Annotated in this window: 18 protein-coding genes; 5 read left to right on the forward strand and 13 right to left on the reverse strand. The window is 37.3% G+C overall.

Annotation, left to right across the window (positions count from 1 at the left end; genetic code table 11):
- Positions 1–5: 5 nt before the first annotated feature.
- From EXIGUO8A_RS08910 to mfd, 5 genes are all read right to left on the reverse strand, one after another.
- Entirely contained in the window at positions 6–410 is a 405-nt protein-coding gene (locus EXIGUO8A_RS08910; RefSeq protein WP_262885557.1) for a TerB family tellurite resistance protein, read from the reverse strand.
- Between the two features lie 24 nt (positions 411–434).
- Positions 435–1,712 (reverse strand): serine hydrolase domain-containing protein, encoded by a 1,278-nt coding sequence (locus tag EXIGUO8A_RS08915; protein WP_159302846.1) that lies wholly within the window; start codon positions 1,710–1,712, stop codon positions 435–437.
- 63 nt (positions 1,713–1,775) lie between these two features.
- Positions 1,776–2,789: a 3-dehydro-L-gulonate 2-dehydrogenase gene (yiaK, locus tag EXIGUO8A_RS08920; protein ID WP_201304109.1), complete on the reverse strand. Its 1,014-nt coding sequence runs from the start codon at positions 2,787–2,789 to the stop codon at positions 1,776–1,778.
- A gap of 99 nt (positions 2,790–2,888) precedes the next feature.
- Positions 2,889–3,215 carry a TerB family tellurite resistance protein gene (locus EXIGUO8A_RS08925; RefSeq protein ID WP_159302847.1) on the reverse strand — a complete coding sequence of 109 codons (327 nt, stop codon included), beginning with the start codon at positions 3,213–3,215 and terminating at the stop codon, positions 2,889–2,891.
- Position 3,216: 1 nt separating this feature from the next.
- Complete coding sequence (gene mfd, locus EXIGUO8A_RS08930) at positions 3,217–6,585, reverse strand: transcription-repair coupling factor (protein ID WP_159302848.1); 3,369 nt, start codon at positions 6,583–6,585, stop codon at positions 3,217–3,219.
- A 126-nt stretch (positions 6,586–6,711) separates the two neighbouring features.
- Between mfd and EXIGUO8A_RS08935 the strand changes: the two genes are divergently transcribed.
- Positions 6,712–8,061, forward strand: coding sequence for a dihydrolipoyl dehydrogenase family protein (locus EXIGUO8A_RS08935; RefSeq protein WP_159302849.1), 1,350 nt, complete (start codon positions 6,712–6,714; stop codon positions 8,059–8,061).
- Here the strand turns inward: EXIGUO8A_RS08935 and EXIGUO8A_RS08940 are convergent.
- Genes EXIGUO8A_RS08940 through EXIGUO8A_RS08960 form a run of 5 tightly spaced genes read right to left on the reverse strand, consistent with a single transcriptional unit; the run spans position 8,058 to position 14,710 of the window.
- Positions 8,058–8,861, reverse strand: coding sequence for a tryptophan-rich sensory protein (locus tag EXIGUO8A_RS08940; RefSeq protein WP_159302850.1), 804 nt, complete (start codon positions 8,859–8,861; stop codon positions 8,058–8,060). The genes EXIGUO8A_RS08935 and EXIGUO8A_RS08940 overlap by 4 nt on opposite strands.
- 57 nt (positions 8,862–8,918) lie before the next feature.
- Complete coding sequence (gene pdeM, locus EXIGUO8A_RS08945) at positions 8,919–9,590, reverse strand: ligase-associated DNA damage response endonuclease PdeM (protein WP_159302851.1); 672 nt, start codon at positions 9,588–9,590, stop codon at positions 8,919–8,921.
- A gap of 14 nt (positions 9,591–9,604) precedes the next feature.
- Entirely contained in the window at positions 9,605–12,073 is a 2,469-nt protein-coding gene (locus EXIGUO8A_RS08950; protein ID WP_159302852.1) for a ligase-associated DNA damage response DEXH box helicase, read from the reverse strand.
- Between the two features lie 4 nt (positions 12,074–12,077).
- Complete coding sequence (locus EXIGUO8A_RS08955) at positions 12,078–13,688, reverse strand: ATP-dependent DNA ligase (RefSeq protein WP_159302853.1); 1,611 nt, start codon at positions 13,686–13,688, stop codon at positions 12,078–12,080.
- Entirely contained in the window at positions 13,685–14,710 is a 1,026-nt protein-coding gene (locus EXIGUO8A_RS08960) for a ligase-associated DNA damage response exonuclease (protein WP_159302854.1), read from the reverse strand. Before EXIGUO8A_RS08960 ends, EXIGUO8A_RS08955 begins: the two co-directional genes overlap by 4 nt.
- 102 nt (positions 14,711–14,812) lie before the next feature.
- Here EXIGUO8A_RS08960 and EXIGUO8A_RS08965 point away from each other — a divergent pair, with 102 nt between their 5' ends.
- On the forward strand, positions 14,813–15,235 hold the full coding sequence (locus EXIGUO8A_RS08965; protein WP_116771780.1) for a tellurite resistance TerB family protein: 423 nt from the start codon (positions 14,813–14,815) through the stop codon (positions 15,233–15,235).
- Between the two features lie 51 nt (positions 15,236–15,286).
- Here EXIGUO8A_RS08965 and fbp read toward each other — a convergent pair whose 3' ends face one another.
- Positions 15,287–16,297, reverse strand: a complete 1,011-nt coding sequence (gene fbp, locus EXIGUO8A_RS08970) for a class 1 fructose-bisphosphatase (protein WP_116771779.1) — start codon at positions 16,295–16,297, stop codon at positions 15,287–15,289.
- A 108-nt stretch (positions 16,298–16,405) separates the two neighbouring features.
- Between fbp and EXIGUO8A_RS08975 the strand changes: the two genes are divergently transcribed.
- The 3 genes from EXIGUO8A_RS08975 to EXIGUO8A_RS08985 all read left to right on the forward strand — a co-directional run bounded on the left by EXIGUO8A_RS08975 (position 16,406) and on the right by EXIGUO8A_RS08985 (position 20,074).
- Positions 16,406–16,888, forward strand: coding sequence for a GNAT family N-acetyltransferase (locus EXIGUO8A_RS08975; RefSeq protein WP_159302855.1), 483 nt, complete (start codon positions 16,406–16,408; stop codon positions 16,886–16,888).
- A gap of 35 nt (positions 16,889–16,923) precedes the next feature.
- Entirely contained in the window at positions 16,924–18,171 is a 1,248-nt protein-coding gene (locus EXIGUO8A_RS08980; protein WP_116771777.1) for an aspartate kinase, read from the forward strand.
- Positions 18,172–18,253: 82 nt separating this feature from the next.
- A complete protein-coding gene (locus EXIGUO8A_RS08985) occupies positions 18,254–20,074 on the forward strand; it encodes a GNAT family N-acyltransferase (RefSeq protein WP_159302856.1) in 1,821 nt (606 codons plus the stop codon).
- Here the strand turns inward: EXIGUO8A_RS08985 and EXIGUO8A_RS08990 are convergent.
- Positions 20,071–20,571, reverse strand: coding sequence for a GNAT family N-acetyltransferase (locus EXIGUO8A_RS08990; protein ID WP_159302857.1), 501 nt, complete (start codon positions 20,569–20,571; stop codon positions 20,071–20,073). The two genes, EXIGUO8A_RS08985 and EXIGUO8A_RS08990, sit on opposite strands and share 4 nt — an antisense overlap.
- Positions 20,572–20,620: 49 nt before the next feature.
- Complete coding sequence (locus EXIGUO8A_RS08995; RefSeq protein WP_116771774.1) at positions 20,621–20,944, reverse strand: ArsR/SmtB family transcription factor; 324 nt, start codon at positions 20,942–20,944, stop codon at positions 20,621–20,623.

Below are 20,944 nucleotides of genomic sequence, written 5' to 3' on the forward strand. Positions count from 1 at the left end.
ATTTATTATTCTGTTTCTTCTCCTAAACCAATATTGATAAAAGTATTAATAATTAAATCCATTTCTTTTTTATGGATGGCACCGTCAGATATGGCAACATCATCAAGAATATTGGCCAGGGCTTTCTTTTGCTCATGTGGTAAATTGTAGAGGGTTACCAAAGCATTGTCATATTCTAGCAATCTGGCACGTTTTAAAAATGCATCGTCAAAACCGATTACGCTTTTAAGTTTGTTCAATATTTCCAATTCTGCCGGATGAATTTTCCCATCTGCCTCTATAACTTCGTAAATCATTTTTACAAAGGCCGCTTTTACAAATTCTTCAAACTCCATGCTTTTTATTTTGGAGCTGAAAGATAAGAAAATGACACTATTTTTTATATCATTTTGTAACGAGTTTACTAACAATGGTATAAGTTGTAGTTTTTTATTTTAAAATGGGTAATGGCCATACACTGCATCTCTAAATTTTTTATGTAGATCGATCTGGTCATATGGAAATAATTGAACAAATAACACAGCTGTAACTTTATTCACCGGGTCTACCCAGAAAAGAGTAGAAGCGGCACCGTCCCAATAAAATTCACCGACCACGCCGTTATTTTCTTCTGGTGTTTTAGGTGGTGCTATACGAACGGCAAAGTCGATACCAAATCCAACCTGACCTTTGCTAGGTAGCCATGAGCGTTTGGTAACACTATCTGGTAAATGGTTGGTAGCCATTAATTTTACGGTTTCTGGTTGTAAAACCTGTACGGAATCTAAACTTCCTTCATTTACCAACATTTGTGCAAAACGCATATAATCATCTAGGGTAGAAGTAAGACCTGAACCGCCACGTGTTAATGGCCATTGTTCTGTATAATTGCTGTAGGTTATCGAATCTTGCACTAATTGACCTTCACCTGTTCTTATGTATAGTTTTGAAAACCTATCTCTATCTTCTTCAGGTATATAATATCTGGTATTATTCATTTGTAATGGAGATAGTATGTGTTTTTGTAAATATTCGGCATAGGGAATACCAGAAATTCTTTCTACCAATAGGGCTTGTACATCTACACTTGGTCCGTATTCCCACTGGGAACCTGGTTGAAACCATAAGGGTACTTCAGCCATTTTTTCTGCCATTTGGGTAAGTGTGTTTTCCCTGTTCATTGCATCTGCGGTTTGGAATAGCTTACTTAAACCGGGAATATTGCCCCTGTTTGGGAAACCTGCAGTATGTCTCGTTAAGTCTCTAATGGTAATTTCTCTATGTAAAGGCACTGTTTTTATAGTGCCATTGGCATCTACACCGTCATATACCTTCATGTCGCCAAATTCAGGAATGTATTTTGATATCGGGTCGTCTAACATAAATTTCCCATCTTCAAATAAGGTCATTAGCGCTGTACCGGTAATCGGTTTTGTCATAGAATATATTTGAACTATGGTGTTTCTCTGTATGGGTATTTTTGATTTTATATCTGAGTAACCAAATGCATTGTAGTATACTTCTTTTCCATTTTCAAAAATGAGGGCAGAAGCACCGGCTATATTTCCAGATGTTACAAAAGCATTGAGAACGGAATCTATTCTTGCTTTAGCAATTGAAGTAACTATGTTGTTATCAGTGGATATCAGTTTTTCGACTACCTCATCTTTACTTGTTTCTTTGCAAGAACAAATAATGAATAGGAAAGAAAATATGAGCAATAGGTTTTTCATATGTAATAATCTGAAGGTAGGATGGTTAAATGTACGAAATTAAATGAGGTGTATTTTGCCGGTTTATGATAGAAGTTGATGTATTTCTTCCCATATTTCGGTATTGACCTGCATTCCTTCCTTTAAAGATTTTGCTCTTTTTGTCAATGTTCGCTCCCCAGGGTAGAACGTGCGATCTCCTTTGGTCATCGGCGTGCTATCATGAGTAAACTGAATAATTTCGTTCAGTAGTTTGTCTTGTAATTCTGTATCGGAAAATGTGGTAGGGTCAATACAAAGAAACACTTGAGATAATGAAGTCTCTTTCTCTTCTAACCCTATTTTGTGTGAAGAGTTACCGGCGGACAATAATGTGGCTAGCATATCTAAAACCATAGATAGTGCCGACCCTTTCCAATATCCTACTGGTAATGCTCTACCAGAATCGATAATAGCTTTTGGGTCTTTGCTTAAATTGTTATTGTTGTCCCAGCCTCCTTCAAAAGGAAGTTCTTGATCATTTAATGCCAAGCTCTGCATTTTGCCGAAGGAAAATTGTGAAAGTGCCATGTCTAGAACAACATGACCATTTTTTCGGGGTATACCTATAACCAATGGATTATTGCCAATTCTATTTTCTTTTCCTCCCCAGGCGGGCATATTGGGTATAGTATTGGTAAAAAGTATGGAGATACAACCTTGCTCTACCGCTCGCCAAGCATATGTGCCACCGCGCATCCAATGATTTGTATTTCTTAGGGCTACCAAGCCCAATCCATGTGTCTTTGCTAAATCAATCGCCCTGTCTGTGCATTTTAAGGCATTGAGCACACCCGATGCTTTATTACCGTTCCATCTTTCTATACTGCCCAAAGATGCAACTTTACTTGCGGTATTATCTATTTTAATTAACCCCTGCTTTACATAGTCTATAAAAACGGGCACTCGGTTTATGCCATGTGAGTATATGCCATCAACAGTGCTCTCTGTGTGTATACGCGCCAATGTGTTTGCTTGTTCTTTTGAAAAACCATATTTAGTGAACAAAGACGCCAACACTGAACGCATTTCTTGTGAAGAAATTGTAGTATGCTTCAAAACGGTCTATTTAAATTCTACCGTTAAGATACGTAAGATGATCAGGTTAATGAATTAATAATAAATGAATGCACTAAATCTAGATGCTAGTAGTAGTCATTAGGCTTTTTTGGAAATGCCTATTTCTGAAAATACATGGCGTATAACATCACTTTCCTTTTCATGAACATAGCCATCTGAAATAGCTACGTCTTCTAAGATCTTAGCCAATTTACTTTTTTTGATGTTAGTCATTTCTTTCAAAATAAGAACACTTTGATCAATGTCAATTGTACGAGCCTGAATTAAAAAGTTACTGTCAAAATCAATTATGGGCATTAGTTTACTAAGTGCATTAATTTCTCCTTCATGTACTTTTCCGTCAGCTACAATAACGGAATCTATAAGATGGACAATTGCTAATTTTTCTGAAATGTCAAATTCCATTTTATATTTTTGTTTTTTCTTTAATTTCAAATGGCTTTAATGCCAAATAAGCCCTGTCAATAGACCTTATATTATCAAATACCAATAAAAGCCTTAAGCCGTTACGGGTCTGTTTTTCTTTTATTTTACATTGTTGTGCATGTGATTGCACATATTGTAATACTTTGGTAAATGTGGCTGTTTGATAAAAAGCCGATTGTTGGTCACTTATAAAATAACCGATCATTTTACCTTGCTTCATTACAATTTTCTCTAAACCAATGCTATTTGCGATCCATTTTATACGAACCGAATTCAGTAAATCTTGAGCTTCATCTGGTAATTCACCAAAACGGTCTACAAGCTGAGCTTCAAATTTCTGAAGCGATTCTTCATCTTTAACCTGGTTTAGGTCTGTATATAACGTAAGTCTTTCTGTTATATTATTGATGTAGTCATCTGGGAAAAGCAATTCAAAATCAGAATCTATCTGTGTTTCCTTCACAAATACCTTTTCTTGATTGCCTTCAACTTCATCATAAAGGTCTTTAAATTCGTTTTCTTTTAATTCCTCTATAGCTTCGGCAAGAATTTTTTGATAGGTTTCAAAACCAATTTCGTTTATAAATCCGCTTTGCTCACCACCTAAAAGATCACCTGCTCCACGAATCTCTAAATCTTTCATTGCAATATTAAAACCACTGCCCAGTTCGGTAAACTGTTCTAAAGCTTCAATACGTTTACGTGCATCATTTGTCATTACCTCGTATGGCGGAGTAATGAAATAACAGAATGCCTTTTTATTTCCACGACCTACACGACCACGCATTTGGTGCAGATCGCTCAATCCAAAATTGTTGGCGTTATTAATAAAAATGGTATTAGCATTGGTAACATCCAATCCGCTTTCTACAATAGTGGTGGAAACTAGAACATCAAACTCACTGTTCATAAAGCCAAGCATTAAGGCTTCCAGTTTTTTACCATCCATTTGTCCGTGACCTACACCTACTTTAGCATCGGGTACCAAGCGCTGAATCATACCGGCAACCTCTTTAATATTTTCAATTCGGTTATGTATGAAGAAAACTTGTCCGCCACGTTCTATTTCATAGCTAACGGCATCCCTAATGGTTTCTTCGTTAAAACGAATTACTTGACTTTCAATTGGGTATCTGTTCGGTGGGGCTGTAGTAATTGTAGATAAATCTCGAGCGGCCATTAAACTAAATTGAAGCGTTCTCGGTATCGGCGTTGCCGTCAATGTCAAAACATCTACATTTTCTTTGATAGATTTTAATTTATCTTTTACGGCAACACCGAATTTCTGTTCCTCATCTACTATTAAAAGTCCTAAATCTTTGAATTGAACATTTTTATTCACTAGTTGGTGTGTACCAATAATGATATCTACCTTGCCTTCGCCCAACCGTTGAATGGTTTCTTTTTTCTCCTTGGCAGTTCTAAATCTGTTCAGATAATCTACCGTTACCGGCATATCTTTTAAACGCTCGGAGAAAGTTCTATGATGTTGAAAAGCCAAAATGGTGGTGGGTACCAAAACGGCTACTTGTTTGCCATTATCCACAGCTTTGAACGCGGCACGTATGGCAACTTCAGTTTTACCGAAACCTACATCGCCACAGATTAGGCGATCCATTGGTCGCTCACTTTCCATATCACGCTTTACATCTTCGGTCGCTGAACTTTGATCGGGAGTATCTTCATAAATAAAAGATGCTTCTAACTCGTTCTGCAAATAACTATCTGGGTTGTACTGGAATCCTTTTTCAAGTCTTCTTTTGGCATATACTTTAATAAGGTTAAAGGCAATTTTCTTGACTCTTGATTTGGTCTTGTCCTTAATCTTTTTCCATGCCCCAGAACCTAATTTGTAAATTTTTGGCGGAGCACCGTCCTTACCGTTGAATTTAGAGATTTTGTGCAAAGAATGGATGCTTACATAGAGAATATCGCGTTCGCCGTACATCAATTTGATAGCTTCTTGCTTTTTGCCTTCAACATTAATTTTTTGTAATCCACCAAACTTGCCAATACCATGGTCTATATGGGTAACGTAGTCTCCAATTTCTAATTTGTTCAGTTCCTTTAGGGTTATGGCCTGTTTTTTGGCGTAACCGTTCTTTAAATGGAACTTGTGGTAACGTTCAAAAATTTGATGGTCTGTGTAACAAACCAATTTTTGGTCGTCATCTATAAACCCTTGAAATAAAGGAGAAACAATGATTTGGTAGTGAACTTGTTGGTTTACCTCTTCAAAAATATCATGAAAACGTTTTGCCTGCTGCTCACTTGCACAGAAGATGTAATTGGTGTACCCCTTATCCTTGTAGCCGTTTAAATTTTCAATCAATAAATCGAACTTTTTATTGAAAGATGGCTGAGGTTTAGCATGAAACGCTACTAGATTTGGTGAATCTCTATTTGCATCTTGACTTAGTAACGTAAACCCAGATAATTGTTCTCTAAATTCTTTACCGCCCATGAAAAGTTCTTCGGGTTCGGCATGTTTTATATCTTTTGATAGCTTGGTAAACGCTTCTTTTGCCTTACTGAAAAAATCATCTAGGCGGTCATATAGCAAATCTGTGTTTTTGGCAAAAACCAATGTTTTAGAAGCTACATAGGTTAAAAAACTTTGACGTTTTTCAACCAGAAACTTATTTGCCATATTTGGCACAATGGTAATTGATTTTACCTTCTCTTTTGATAGTTGCGTTTCTACATCAAAAGTTCTTATGCTATCTATTTCATCTCCAAAAAATTCAATTCTATAAGGTTCGTCATTCGAAAAAGAATAGACATCTACAATACCCCCACGTACCGAAAACTCACCTGGTTCGGTAATAAAATCTACTCGTTTAAACTTATACTCGAAGAGAACTTCGTTTAAAAAGTCAAGCGAAAGTGTATCCCCTAATTTCATTTTTAGGGTATTCTTGTCCAGTTCTTTTCGGGTCAATACTTTTTCAAAAAGTGCATCTGGATAAGTAACTATAACCGCAGGTTTTTTTCTTGAATTTATTCTGTTCAATACCTCGGCACGTAAAAGTACATTGGCATTATCGGTTTCTTCAATTTGATACGGTCGTCTATAACTGCCCGGATAAAACAGAACATGGTCTTCGCCAATAAGACGTTCCAAGTCGTTTAAATAATAGGCAGCCTCTTCCTTGTCATTGAATATTGCCAAGAACGGGCGCTCTTCTTTTTCAAAAATACTCGATAGTACAAAGGATAATGAAGAACCAACTAGCCCTTTAAGTTGAATGTTATTGGTTCCTGAATTTTCAGATTCGGCAATAGTTCTTTGCAGTTTCCCGAGTTGGGGAGACTGATTGTACCGTTGTTGGATTGAAGAATGACTCAACAGTTATAAATTTTTGCAAATATACGGATACGTAATTAATGGATACCACTCATTATTATCATATATGGGTTACACATTGCCCCAAAAAAGTTGGAAATTGTGCTGTAGCAGTTAAAATTTTGATTTATGGAAGAGATAGAGTTTGACGTTTTTGTAATAGGTAGTGGTATTGCTGGACAAACAGTGGCAAATACATGTGCAGATGCAGGGCTGAAAGTTGGTATTACCGATAACCGTGAGTTTGGTGGTACTTGTGCAAATAGGGGGTGTGATCCAAAGAAGATATTATTGGGCGCGATGGAAGCTAATGAGATCAGTAAAAATCTAAAAGGAAAAGGTATTGCCAAATCCGCTAAAATAGATTGGAAAAAATTACAGAAATATAAAAGTAATTTTACGGTTAATGTACCCGTTGCTACAGAGCGTGTTTTAAAAGAAAAGGGAATTCATCTTTTTCATCAAGCGCCCAAATTTATTGATGAGCAAACGTTAATGGTGGAAGGTAAGAAGGTTTTTGCGCTAAAAATTATAATTGCAACCGGTCAAATACCTAGAAGTATGGGCATTACCGGTGAAGAGTACTTTATGAATAGTGATGATTTTCTAAACCTTAAAAAGCTGCCTGAAAAAATAGTTTTTGTAGGCGGAGGCTATATCGGGATGGAATTTGCGCATATGGCGGCAAGAGCGGGTGCCGATGTTACTATCATTGATACAGGTAAGCGACCGTTACATCCGTTTGATCCTGACTTGGTAAAAGAGCTGCGAAAGTATTCTGAATCTATCGGGATAAAATTCATTTTTGAAGCAAAACCAACTGCACTTAAAAAGAAGCAAAAGAAGTTCAAATTAACTTATGAAGTTAAAGGAGAGGAAAAGAAAATTAAAGCTAACGCAGTATTTAATACCGCAGGTCGTGTACCGGCATTGGCAGGTTTAGATCTCGAAAAAGGAAATGTTGCGTTCAATGATAAAGGTATTGTAACAAATGATTATCTGCAAAGTAAAACCAACCCTATAGTGTATGCGTGCGGAGATGTATCTGATAAAAATTTACCGTTAACTCCTCTTTCGGGCAGACAAGGTTATGTGGTGGCTGAAAATATAATAAACGGAAACAAGAAAGAGTTAGAAGTTCCGGTGATACCCTCAGTTGTATTTACGCTGCCAAATCTAGCCACGGTGGGCTATTCTGAAGAGGAGGCAAACGCGAGATATAAGAATATTCGTGTAAATTATGAAATAGCTACAGGGTGGTTTAACGCCAAAAGAATTAATGCTCCGCTATATGCCTATAAAGTGATTCTAAATGAAAGAACCAATGAAATTGTTGGGGCGCATTTGTTAGGTCCGAATGCGGGTGAGACCATAAATATTTTCGCTATGGCAATCAATAATGGTATGACGGAAAATGATATGAAATCTACCATTTTCTCTTACCCATCATGGGTAAATGATATAAAAAGTATGGTTTAATGCTTGTCGTTTAAAAGCTCTTGAAGTTTTTTAAACGGACTTGTTTCATGATTTTTGATACCATGAATCGCTGCGGCAATAAAAAGAATAACTGTGCCTGTCATTGCCGAATAGGCAATGTATATGTTTGAACCATTGTGTCTTATGAAAATGGCGAACAAGGCCCAAGCACCTACCATGGCAAATTCGCGCATATTTCTTTTCCAAATCATGAGAAGATTTATAATTGTGGCAGCCACAATCATATTAATGGTCCAGGCTTGTTCAGATAAAATACCACCGTTCCAATCTAGTTTACTTAAATAGGCCGCTATATTGGCAATGGTTGCGACAGATATCCATCCGCTATATAAACAAATGGGCCACCAAACAAAAGCAATAGTGGTTATAGGCGCATCCCAACGTTCCATATTAGTGTTTAGAATAATCTTTATCAACGAAAGCAAAATTCCCAACATGATCAGTACTGAGAATCCAGTAAAATCATACATAAATGCAAGAACCCAACAGCAGTTCAATATATTGGCTAAAAAGAACCAATAACCTGTTTGTTCAATGAAATTACTTTCCTTCTCACTATAATACGCACGGCGTACTTGAAAAATTCCGTATGCCAATAATCCTAAGAAAATAATGCCCCAAATGGCGAAAGCATATCCGGCGGGTGTAAACAAATTAGCATACTTGGCACTCATTTCACCAATCGTAGTATCGTTTAGAGAAAATGCTTGTGAAATATAATTTACTAGAATGACCAGAATAACGGAGACTAAGTTGAGAACGGATAGCTTCTTTTTCATAATGTAAAACTATAATGGTTACCTTATAAAGTTATGCTCTTTAGCACATTAAACGAACTATTTTCGGTAATTACGTCTCTTTTTCACCTCTTTTATAGGTACTGGTAGCACAGCATCTCCTAAAAGCGCATAAATTTCACAGCCGTCACAAGGTTCTAAGGTGTAGGTGCCTGTAAATTCGCCAAATGCAGGCACTATCATTTGATGCTCGGTTTTATAAAAACAGGGCAATCGAACCGATTGCCTACCTAGTCCGCTCAATTTAATGGCGGGGTGTATATGTCCTGAAAAATTGAATACACCTTCTCGTTCTTCAGGGTGGTGTGTCAATAAAAAAGAATCGATTATCAGTTCGGGAATAACCTTTATTGCTAAAGCTTCATATTTTAAGGGCGATATAATATCATGATTGCCGCTTACAAGAATAATTTCTTGGGTTAAAGTTTCCACCCATTGCTCAAATAGTGACCATTCGATATTTAATGAGGAATGGAACAAATCACCTAAAAAAACAATGACTTTTGGTTTAAAATAGTCTACAACGTTATTTAATGCTTCAAAGTTTTGCTGTACTGCCTGTTGTGGCACCGCAGCGCCATATTTTCTAAAATGCGAAACTTTGCCCAAGTGCACATCACTTATTAATAGTTTGGATTGTTCTGCCCAGTACAATGCACCAGAAAAATGCATTTTAAAAGTTTGATTATGTAGGCTAATGGAATGGGTCATTGTTGTAAAATTACCTATTTCTTCATCAATAATGCTGCCATTTTTTTAATGCGATCCGCTAATTTTTCACTAGATAATTTCTCCCTACTCATACGGTCGGTGATTAATGGGAAAGAAAACGGCGTTGGTTTTTCACATGCTCTCCAAACGATTTCTTGCGTGGCTATACGTTCTAATGACAATCGTAAACGCCCTTCTTCTAATTGATGCTCAAAGGTTTCTGTAAAGGCTTGTTGAAATAACAAATTGTCAGGTTCATAATCCCTAAATACATCGAATAATAACTGGGAACTGCTTTGTAAATGTTTCATTTTAATTCCCTTTTTCGGGTAGCCGGTAAATACCATACCACTTATAATGGCAACATCACGAAATCTGCGGCGCGCCATTTCCGTAGCATTTAAACTTTTCTGTAAATCATCCAATATAAAATCGGTCGTAAACAGGTCATTATCCAATACTTGTTGAATGTCTATGGGTTGGTCGGATAGTAATTCAAAGCCATAATCATTGAATGCCAGCGAAAAGGTGATAGGTGATAACAAACTAATGCGATACCCTAACAAGCTTCCCATAGCTTCATGTACAAAACGACCTTCAAAAGGGTAGAAGAGGTGATGGTAGCCATCTCTGGTCTTAAAGGTTTCAATTAAAAATTCCGAGGGTTTAGGTACAATACTATCTCTTCGCTGTCTTTCAAAAAGTGGAGCCAATGCCCTAATTTCTGCCGACTGATTTTTTACCGGTTCGCCCGAACTATATAATTCATTTCGTAGTAATTCTGACATCTGTGCGGATAGGGTTAACCTACTTCCCATCCAACTAGAGATTTTATTGGTTTTTTTATTGCTGTTACGTACCTGAACAGTCATTTCTTTGATACGGATAAATTCTAGGTTTTTACCGGCAAACGTAAATACATCGCCCTTGTTCAATTTAGACACGAAGAATTCTTCTATAGACCCTATATAGCCACCTTTTTGATATTTTACCGATAAGTTTACGTCGCCTACAATGGTGCCTATTTGAAAACGGTGCCGCATGGCGACACCACGATTATTCACCTTGAATTTACCATCTTCTTCTATTTCAACTTTTTTGTACTCGTCATAGCTTTGCAAACTTTGGCTGCCCATGACCAAAAAGTTCAATAACCATTGCCATTTTTCTTCCGTGAGAGCTTGGTAGCAAAATGTTTGTTTTATTTCCTGATAGATTTCCTTAGGGTAGAATCCGTCAGAAATCGCCAAAGTGGTCAAATATTGCAAAAGCACATCATAACTGTTGAGGTAAGGTATGCGGTCTTCAACCGTATTCAATTTCACCGCTTTTTGTAATGCCGAAGCTTCAATAAGTTCAATGGCGTGGGTGGGTAAAAAATAAATGACACTTTCTTTACCGGGACTATGACCACTGCGCCCGGCACGTTGTAAAAAACGCGCAACACCTTTGGGTCCGCCAATCTGTACTACTGTTTCTACGGGAGCGAAATCTACGCCTAAGTCTAAACTTGAGGTACAAACCACCGCTTTCAACTGTTCATTGCGAATTGCATTTTCAACCCAAACACGAGTTTCTTTATTAATGCTGCCATGATGCATAGCCATTTCGCCCGCATATTCTGGGTGCTTTTCCAATATTTTTTGAAACCAAATTTCACATTGGCTACGGGTATTGGTGAAGAGTAAAGTGGTCTTGCTGTTATTAATAATGGGTACAACATCTTCCAGTAAGTGTAAACCTAAATGACCACGCCATGGAAAGGTTTCCATTTTTTTGGGAATGATACTTTTAACCGTAATCTTCTTATTGAGTTTGGCTTTTATTAGCACCGAATTTTCTATGGTATTAGAATCAATGCCCAGTAAAACCTCTCTCGCCTGTTCTAAATTACCTATGGTTGCAGAGATTCCCCAAATTCTTAATTGCGAGGATATATTTTTTAAACGTGATAAGGCAAGTTCCATCTGCACGCCTCTTTTGGTGCCTAAAATTTCATGCCACTCATCGACCACAATGGCAGTGCAATTTTTGAATATTTTATAATAGCCTTTTGTAGCCAATAATAATTGTAGACTTTCTGGTGTGGTAATCAACAGATCGGGCATTTGTTTTTTTTGTTGTGCCCGTTCTTTGGTTGAAGTGTCTCCAGAGCGGATGCCAACGGTCATTTGAGTTCCTAAATCTTGTGTTATGCGCTCTGCCGATTGCTTAATTTCCTGCGATAAAGCACGTAGGGGAGTAATCCAAACAGCTTTTAATCCTTTTTTGTGTTTGGTCTTATAATCCGGATTGTTCTTAATGTAGTCAAGTACGATAGGGAACCAAAGTGCATAGGTTTTGCCACTACCAGTAGGCGCGTTTAAAAGTCCGTCCTTACCCTGCAGAAACGCTTTCCAGGTATCTTTTTGAAACTTGAAGGGTTTCCAATGCTGTTCGGCGAACCAGTTTTCTGCGATGTTGTACAATTGGTCTCTGTTCATAAGATTAAGGAATCATCGCTTTTAAATCATCCAAGGTATTTGCTTCATCAATTTTTTTGTCCGTCCTCCAACGTAAAATTCTTGGAAAACGGGTTGCCACGCCACTTTTATGTCTTTTAGACAATGCAATACCTTCAAAAGCTATTTCAAATACGTGGTGCGGGGTAACGCTACGTACAGGTCCAAAACGTTCTAGCGTATTCTTTTTTATCCAAGCATCTACTTTTCTGAACTCTGCATCTGTTAGTCCGGAATAGGCTTTTGCAAATGTCACCAATTCTTTTTCTCCTTCTTCATTATCATTCCAAAGCGCAAAGGTATAATCTGTAAAAAGGTTGCTGCGTCTTCCATGACCTCTCATGGCATAGGTGAGTACGGCATCTATGGTCAAGGGATCAACTTTCCACTTCCACCAATCGCCTTTTTTTCGTCCTACCAAATACGGAGAATCTTTTCTTTTTAGCATTAAGCCTTCACTAAATTTTTCTCTGGATAATTCTCTTTCTTGTGCCAACTCATCCCATGATTTAAAATGCATTGTTTCAGAAATATGAAGCGGTATTTCGTTTTGGCTACGTTCGGTGATATTGTTAAACAGTTTCTCTAAAATTTCTCTGCGCTCAATAAAAGGCAATTGACGAACATCTTCTCCTTGCCATTCTAAAAGATCGTAGGCTTTTAAAATAACTGGTACTTTCTTTAATAGTGCTGGGGTTACATTTTTACGACCAATACGAGTTTGTAAATCGTTAAATGTTCCAATTGTTCCATTAGGATAAGGTAGAATTTCACCATCTATGACCGTACCGTTGGGTATGACACCTACAAACTTTGCAAATTCGGGATACTTATCGGAGACCAATTCTTCTCCACGGCTCCACACAAATAGTTCATTATTTCTTAAAATTACTTGCGAGCGTATACCATCCCACTTATGTTCTGCTGACCATTCTTGAATATCGCCTAAGTCTGAAACTTCACCTTCTATGGCGTAGGCTAAATAGAATGGGTAGGGTTTGGATAGGTAATCGCTCTCGTTTTCTTCTAAAACTAGCTCTTGAAATGTGATGGTATCTGGGTCCCAATTTCCCATTAGCTTATATGCCAAAATATCCTCTTCTATGTCGGTAGCTTTTGCCAAGGCTCTGGTCATTAATTTCTGACTTACGCCAATTCTGAAACCGCCAGTGATCAGTTTGGTAAATACAAAACGTTCATAATAATTTAAAACGCTCCAGTTTTCATAGAGGTACGTTTTCTTTTCTTCTTCGGTCTTTTTTTTGAGCGCAATCATTTCTTGAAGAAAATCCGTTAGGCTTTTATCGGATGATTGATCAGCCGCCGGAATTACCAGAGCGATGGTTTCGGCTAAATCACCGACGATATGATAGCTTTCCTCAAATAACCAAAGCGGAATATTCGCCAATTCAGACGCCCATGTTCTTAGTAATGTAGTGTTCACCGGTCTTGGTGGCCTACGGTGAGATAGTATGGCAATGGTCCATACTTTGTCGGCATCGTTGGCTTTTAAAAAATAGGCTGTCAACGCCTGTACTTTTATGGTCGTTTTGTTTGTGCTGTCTAAAGTTTTAATAAGTTGAGCAAAATTTTTCATACAGCTGCGGTCGATTTTGAAGCTAAGGCCGCTTCAGTTTCTTCTTCGCCATATTGTGTGGCTTCTGTACGGGCATCGTACCCTTGTTCCCTTAAATATTTTGAGAATATATCTGTATACCCATGTGTGCAAATAATTTTATCGGCACCAGTAGCTTCAATACTTTCTAGGAGTCCACCCCAATCGCAATGGTCACTTAATACAAAACCTTTATCTATGGCTCTTCTTCTGCGAGCACCCCTAAACGTCATCCATCCACTTGCAGAGGCAGTTACATATGGAACCATTTTTCTAATCCATGTACTGCCATGTGCGCTTGGTGGTGCTAACACTATGTTGCCCAGTAATTGTTCTTTTTTTGTTTCTCTGGTTATTAAAGTTGTTTTTGGGAAATCTACCAGTGGTCGCAGTACTTCGGTCATATTTTCAATGGCTCCGTGCGTATAGATTTCACCGATATCTGTATTCAGGTATTTTAACAAGCGTTGCGCTTTGCCCAAACTGTAGCCAAATAAGATTGAGGTTTTGCCTTCGGCTTTATTTTCTGCCCACCAATTATTGATGTTTTCAAAAACTTCTGCTTGGGGAGTCCATTTAAAAGCAGGTAGACCAAAAGTACATTCGGTAATAAAGGTATTGCATTTTATGGGTTCATACGGAGTGGATATACCGTCGTCTTCTGTCTTGTAATCACCGGTAAACACCCAAACTTCACCTTTATATTCAACCCTAATTTGTGAAGACCCTAAGATATGGCCTGCTGGGTGAAGGCTAAACTTTACATTGTTAACGACGAAAGTTTCTCCCCATTCCTTACCGGTAACATGTATTTCGCCCAAACGATGTTGTATGATGGGAACATTTCGGTGATGGGTTATGTATTTTTTGTGACCATACCTACTATGGTCTGCATGACCGTGCGAAATAATGGCATGGTCTACAGGTTTCCATGGGTCAAGGTATACATTGGCTTTTTCACAATAAATGCCATTGTCTGTAAATTGTAATAGCGGAGTTTTCATAGCCTTGTCAAGTTACAACTTTTGTATTTTAACAAAGTTGATGTCAAAGTAAACTATGACCTCTAAAAAAATTATATTTGCTCAATAATTAAAAAATAAGATATGTCTTTTGCAGATTTATATACTAGCGGTGAGCACAGAAGAAATTTGGCACACTTTGCGGCTTTGGCAACATTGGCATCGGTTGACGGTGAAATAAGTACAGAGGAAAAGAAAATGCTAGATCGTTTTGCAACGAAACTAGATATCACCAGATCTGAGTATGAGGAGGTTTTTAAGAAAGAAAACAAATACCCAATTGATTCTACTCCAGATTCTGAAAAAAGATTAGAGCGTTTGTTCGATCTTTTTAGAATTGTTTATTCTGATCATGAAATTGATGACGAAGAGAGAATTTTAATTAAAAAATATGCTATAGGACTAGGTTTTACAGGTGATAAAGCTGACAAAGTAATTGAGCGTTCTGTTGCTATTTTTAGTGGAAAGTTCGATTTTGAAGATTATTTATACTTGTTGAAGCATTAAATAACATTCAAAAAAAGTAAAAGAAAAAGGGAGCTTTTAGCTCCCTTTTTTTTAATGATATTTATCTAAGAATTCTTGTAATTTTTCTACCATATTTCGGCTACCACAAAAGAACGGAACCCGTTGGTGCAGTTCTGTTGGTTCAATATCCAAAATTCTGTTTTTACCGCCAATAGCTAATCCGTTAGCTTGTTCTGCTAAAAACGCCATAGGGTTACATTCGTATAACAACCTTAATTTTCCGCTTGCAGTAACACTGCTTTTAGGGTACATGTATATGCCTCCTTTGATCATGTTTCTATGAAAGTCAGATACTAAAGAACCTATGTAACGAGAAGTATAAGGTCTATCGTCTTCTTCCATTTGGCAGTATTTAATATAATCTTTTACGCCTTGGTGAAAATGTACATAGTTACCTTCGTTTACCGAATAGATTCTACCATTTTCTGGGAAGGTCATATTTGGATGCGAAAGATAGAACGTACCTAGTGCAGGGTTTAAGGTAAATCCGTTTACACCATCTCCTGTAGTATATACCAACATGGTAGAAGTACCGTAAACTACATAACCCGCAGCTACTTGTTTGTGACCTGGTTGTAAAAAATCTTCCATAGTTACTGGTGTGCCAATTGGGGTTACACGTCTGTAAATGGAAAAAATTGTACCTACAGAAACGTTTACATCGATGTTAGATGAACCGTCTAAGGGATCTATTAGCACAACATATTTATTTTGATGGTTTTCATCATTACTGTTGATGCTGATAAAGCTGTCTTCTTCTTCAGAAGCTATACCGCATACAATTTCCCTGTTTTTTAGAGTTTGAATGAATTTGTCGTTCGCGAATAGATCTAACTTCTGTTGATCTTCGCCTTGTATGTTGGTTTCGCCAACACCGCCTAAAATATCTATTAGCCCTGCTTTGCTTACCTCATGGTTTACAACTTTTGCAGCTAATCTAATGGCATTGATAAGTTTTGATAATTCGCCTGAAGAGTATTGAAACGAGTCTTGATTTTCAATAATAAACTCTCCTAGGGTCTGATTTCTTTTTGGAGACATTCTTTAGTTTATGGTTATATACAAATATCGTGTATTTTGTTAAACGATTCATTTTCATTTTAATTACATTTTTTAAATTTATAACTTTGTGTTTTATTTATAACAATTATGGAATATACAATTAGAGTTGCCCAAAAAGAAGACATGGAACAAGTGCATCAATTGATTCAAGAATTAGCCACTTTTGAAAAGGAAGAAAATGCTGTTGAGGTAAGTGTGCAAGATTTAAAGGAAGATGGTTTTGGTAAACATAAATTGTTTCACTGCTTTGTTGCAGAAAAGAATAACAAAATTGTAGGTATGGCCTTGGTCTACCCTAGGTATTCTACTTGGAAAGGACCTGTAATACATTTAGAAGATTTGATCGTTACCAAAGAAATGCGTGGTACCGGCTTAGGTACGGCGCTATTAGATGAGGTTGTAAAGTACGGTGATGAATTAGGGGTAAGAAGAATATGTTGGGAAGTGTTAGATTGGAACGAGCCTGCCATTGGTTTCTACGAGAGTAAGGGAGCTAATGTGATGAGAGATTGGGATGTTGTTCAATTGGACCAAAAAGGTATTAAGGCATATTTAAACGCCATTGCTTAAGAAAAAGAAAATAATAGTATAGATTTAGATTGAATATGAGGGTTTTTAAATTTGGAGGAGCATCGGTTAAAGATGCAAATGCGGTTAAAAATGTAGTTAAGGTTTTACAGGAAGTAGGGTATGAGAATACACTATTGGTAGTTTCGGCAATGGGGAAGACCACCAATGCCATGGAAGATATAATAAATGCCTATTTTAACGATAAGCAGGAAATACCTGCAAAAGTGTCCGAATTGGTAGATTATCATCACGCTATAGTGTCCGATTTATTTCCGAATTCTTCACACGCTATTTATAAGGAAATTAAAATACTTATTGATGAGATAAATGGCTTTTTGGTTTGGAATAAATCTCCCAATTATAACTTTGTTTATGATCAAATTGTGGGATACGGTGAGTTATTATCAACCACGATCATTAGTGCATATTTAAAAGAAACCGGTATATCCAATCATTGGTTAGATGTCAGAAACTTTATTAAGACAGATAGCAATTATAGAGATACCACGGTAGACTGGGAACGTACACAAAAGAATGTTGCCAATATCGATCAAAAGGTATTGAACATTACCCAAGGTTTTTTAGGTAGCGATGATAATAACTTTACGACCACCTTAGGCCGTGAAGGATCTGATTATACGGCCGCAATATTGGCGTATTGCCTAAACGCAGATTCGGTAACTATATGGAAAGATGTACCGGGAGTATTAAATGCCGACCCAAGGTATTTTGAAGAAACGCAATTACTTAATAATATCTCTTACAGAGAGGCAATTGAATTGGCATTCTATGGTGCATCGGTAATTCACCCAAAAACGTTGCAGCCTTTGCAACGTAAAGAGATTCCGTTGCATGTAAAGTCTTTTGTTAATCCAAAAAATAAAGGTACTACGGTAGGTAAAGGTGTTGGTATAGAACCAAAAGTACCTTGTTTTATAGTTAAGAAGAACCAAGTACTGATGAAACTATCCTCGCTAGATTTTTCTTTTATAGTAGAAGATAGCATTAGCGAGCTTTTTAAACTTTTTCATCAACATAAAATTAAGGTAGATCTAATTCAGAATTCGGCAATAAGTTTCTCGGTCTGTGTAGATAATAAATTTGGTGGGTTAGATGCCTTGTTACAGCAATTAAAAAGTAAATTTAAAGTAGTTCATCACGAGAATGTTTCTTTGTATACCATTAGACATTTTGATAATAAAGCGTTAGAGTCGTTGCAAAACGGACATGAGCTGTTATTGGAGCAGCGTGGTAAAGAAACCGTGCAGTTGGTGGTGAAATAAAACAGTAGTTATTTCGATAGTTTTTAATAGGTAGCTACTTTGGCTATTTCCCTATATTTACACTTTAAACAAGGATGAATTTATGGGTCTAGTCACCGCAAAGGAAATAGCCAAAGCTATCAATCTCTCCAAATACGGGGTGTTAGGTACTTTTATTGGTTGGGTACTAATGAAAGTCACCAGAATATCAGCTATTAACAGATTCTATGATTCCATTGCTCATTTAGAAGGGGAAGACTACGCCAATGCCATTCTTGAACATTTTGAAATCGACTACGAAATACCCGAAGATGATTTTAGGCGGTTGCCAAAAGAAGGGCCGTATGTAACCATAAGTAACCATCCATTAGGGGCTATCGATGGTATTTTGTTGTTTAAATTAATGGTAAGGCAACGCCCTGATTATAAGATAATGGCAAATTTTCTCTTAGAGAGAATGGTGCCCTTAAAACCTTATATACTACCAGTAAACCCTTTTAGTGACCATAAAGATGCCAGAAGTAATTTAGCTGGGTTCAAGAAAACCTTAGAACATTTAAAGAACGGTCATGTATTGGGTGTTTTTCCTGCAGGGGAAGTATCTACTTTTAAAGATGGTAAGCTTATTGTTGATAAGCCCTGGGAAGAAGCCGCTATCAAGCTGATAAAAAAAGCTAACGTTCCCGTAGTACCAATATATTTTCATGCCAAGAACAGTTCTTTGTTCTATAGGATTTCTAAAATGGGAGATTCCTTAAGAACTGCCATGATACCTTCTCAAGTTTTTTCCCAGAGGAATAGACCAATAAAGGTGAGAATAGGTCAGCCTATATCCATAGCAACACAGCAAGAACAACAAAGTATCGAAGAATATACCGCTCTATTACGTAGAAAAACCTACATGCTCTCCAATGCATATGAAAAAGAGCGTTTAATAGATCAAATACCTACATCGCTTAAACTGCCAAAACAACCTAAGAAAATAGCAGACGCCGTTCGAAAAGAGGTCATGGAGGGTGAAATTGAGAAGCTCAGGGAAAAAGATTGTAGGCTTTTACAAAGTAAGAACTACGAAGTTTTTCTAGCGAAGGAAAAAGATATGCCGTTTATTTTGAAGGAAATAGGTAGGCAGCGTGAGGTTACTTTTAGAGCTATTGGTGAAGGAACCAACAAAGCGATCGATCTAGATAATTTCGACACCTACTACCATCATCTTTTTCTTTGGGACGATGAGGCTAAATGTATTGTTGGTGCATACCGAATGGGTATGGGTGCAGAAATATTTCCAAAGCATGGCATTGACGGATTTTATGTTCAAGATTTATTTAGGGTAGAACCAGAGCTTTATGGTATGATGGAACATTCCATAGAAATGGGGCGTGCATATATAACTAAAGAGTACCAGCAAAAGCCAATGCCCTTATTCTTGTTATGGAAAGGTATTGTACATACTACACTGCGTTTTCCTGAGCATAAATATCTTATTGGCGGGGTAAGTATTAGTAACCAGTTCTCTAATTTCTCAAAATCGTTGATGATCGAGTTTATGAAGTCTAATTATTGGGATCCTTATGTGGCTCAGTATATTAGACCTAAAAAGGAGTTCAAGGTGAAGTTAAAAGATGCCGATAAAGAATTTGTGTTCGATGAAACACAAGCCGATTTAAATAAGTTTGACCGCTTAATTGATGAGGTAGAACCCGGTAACCTACGTTTGCCTGTTCTTATAAAAAAGTACATTAAGCAAAATGCCAAAGTGGTAGCTTTTAATGTAGATCCGCTTTTTAATAATTCCGTGGACGGACTAATGTACATTAAAATTGCGGACTTACCCGAAAGTACGGTAAAACCTGTAATGGAAGAATTTCAGGCAGAGTTGGAGCGTAGGTTGATAGAAGGTCAAAATGCCGATAAGGAGGCTTAATCTATACCAACAACTTTACTACGCCTTTCAAAAAGTACATTATCTACCCATTTGCCATGTAATTTACCTATGCGTTCGCGTTTACCAAGCATTCTAAATCCTGCGGATTCATGCACTTTTATACTTCCAAAATTTGTGGGGAACACGCCAGATTGAAGGGTCCAAATACCTTCTTGTTCGCTAGCCGTTATCACATGTTGTAGTAATAGTTTTCCCAGACCTTTGCCTCTGCTATCGCTTGCAATATAGACGCTTATTTCTGCTACGCCGCCATACACGCATCTATTGGAAACAGGCGATAGGGCAACCCATCCTACGATATTACTATCGCTCTCCGCTACAAAGCGGCAACTTTTCATGTGTGCGGAGTTCCAAGACTCATAGCTAGGCACATTTGTTTCAAAAGTTGCCATACCGGTGGAAATACCTTCCTCATATATTTTGGCTACGGCATCCCAGTCGGTAGCTAACATGGCTCTTATAGTGATATTGTTCATTTCTTATAAATTTTAATGGACCGTTATAGGTTTTATTTTACAAGCTTCATTAGCAACAGTTACTTTTTGTGGTATTAAAGAATGAATTCAAAAGGTCTTGTATTGCAGTCCATTTGGGTAGATTAATACAATAGCATACTTTTTTGCCTTCAATTTCACCTCTAATTAGGTCTATACTTTTTAATTCTTTTAGATGCTGAGATATCGTTGGTTGGGCCAGACCAATTTCATCGACAATATCATTACAGATACAGGCATCTTGCCTACTTATATATTGCAAAATGGCAATGCGCGCAGGATTGGATAGTACCTTAAAAATGACGGCTAGCTCATTTTGCTCTACATTGAATATTTGTGTTTTAGTGAGTCCCAT

It is taken from the genome of Maribacter litoralis (genome assembly GCF_902506355.1).
Lineage (GTDB): Bacteria > Bacteroidota > Bacteroidia > Flavobacteriales > Flavobacteriaceae > Maribacter > Maribacter litoralis.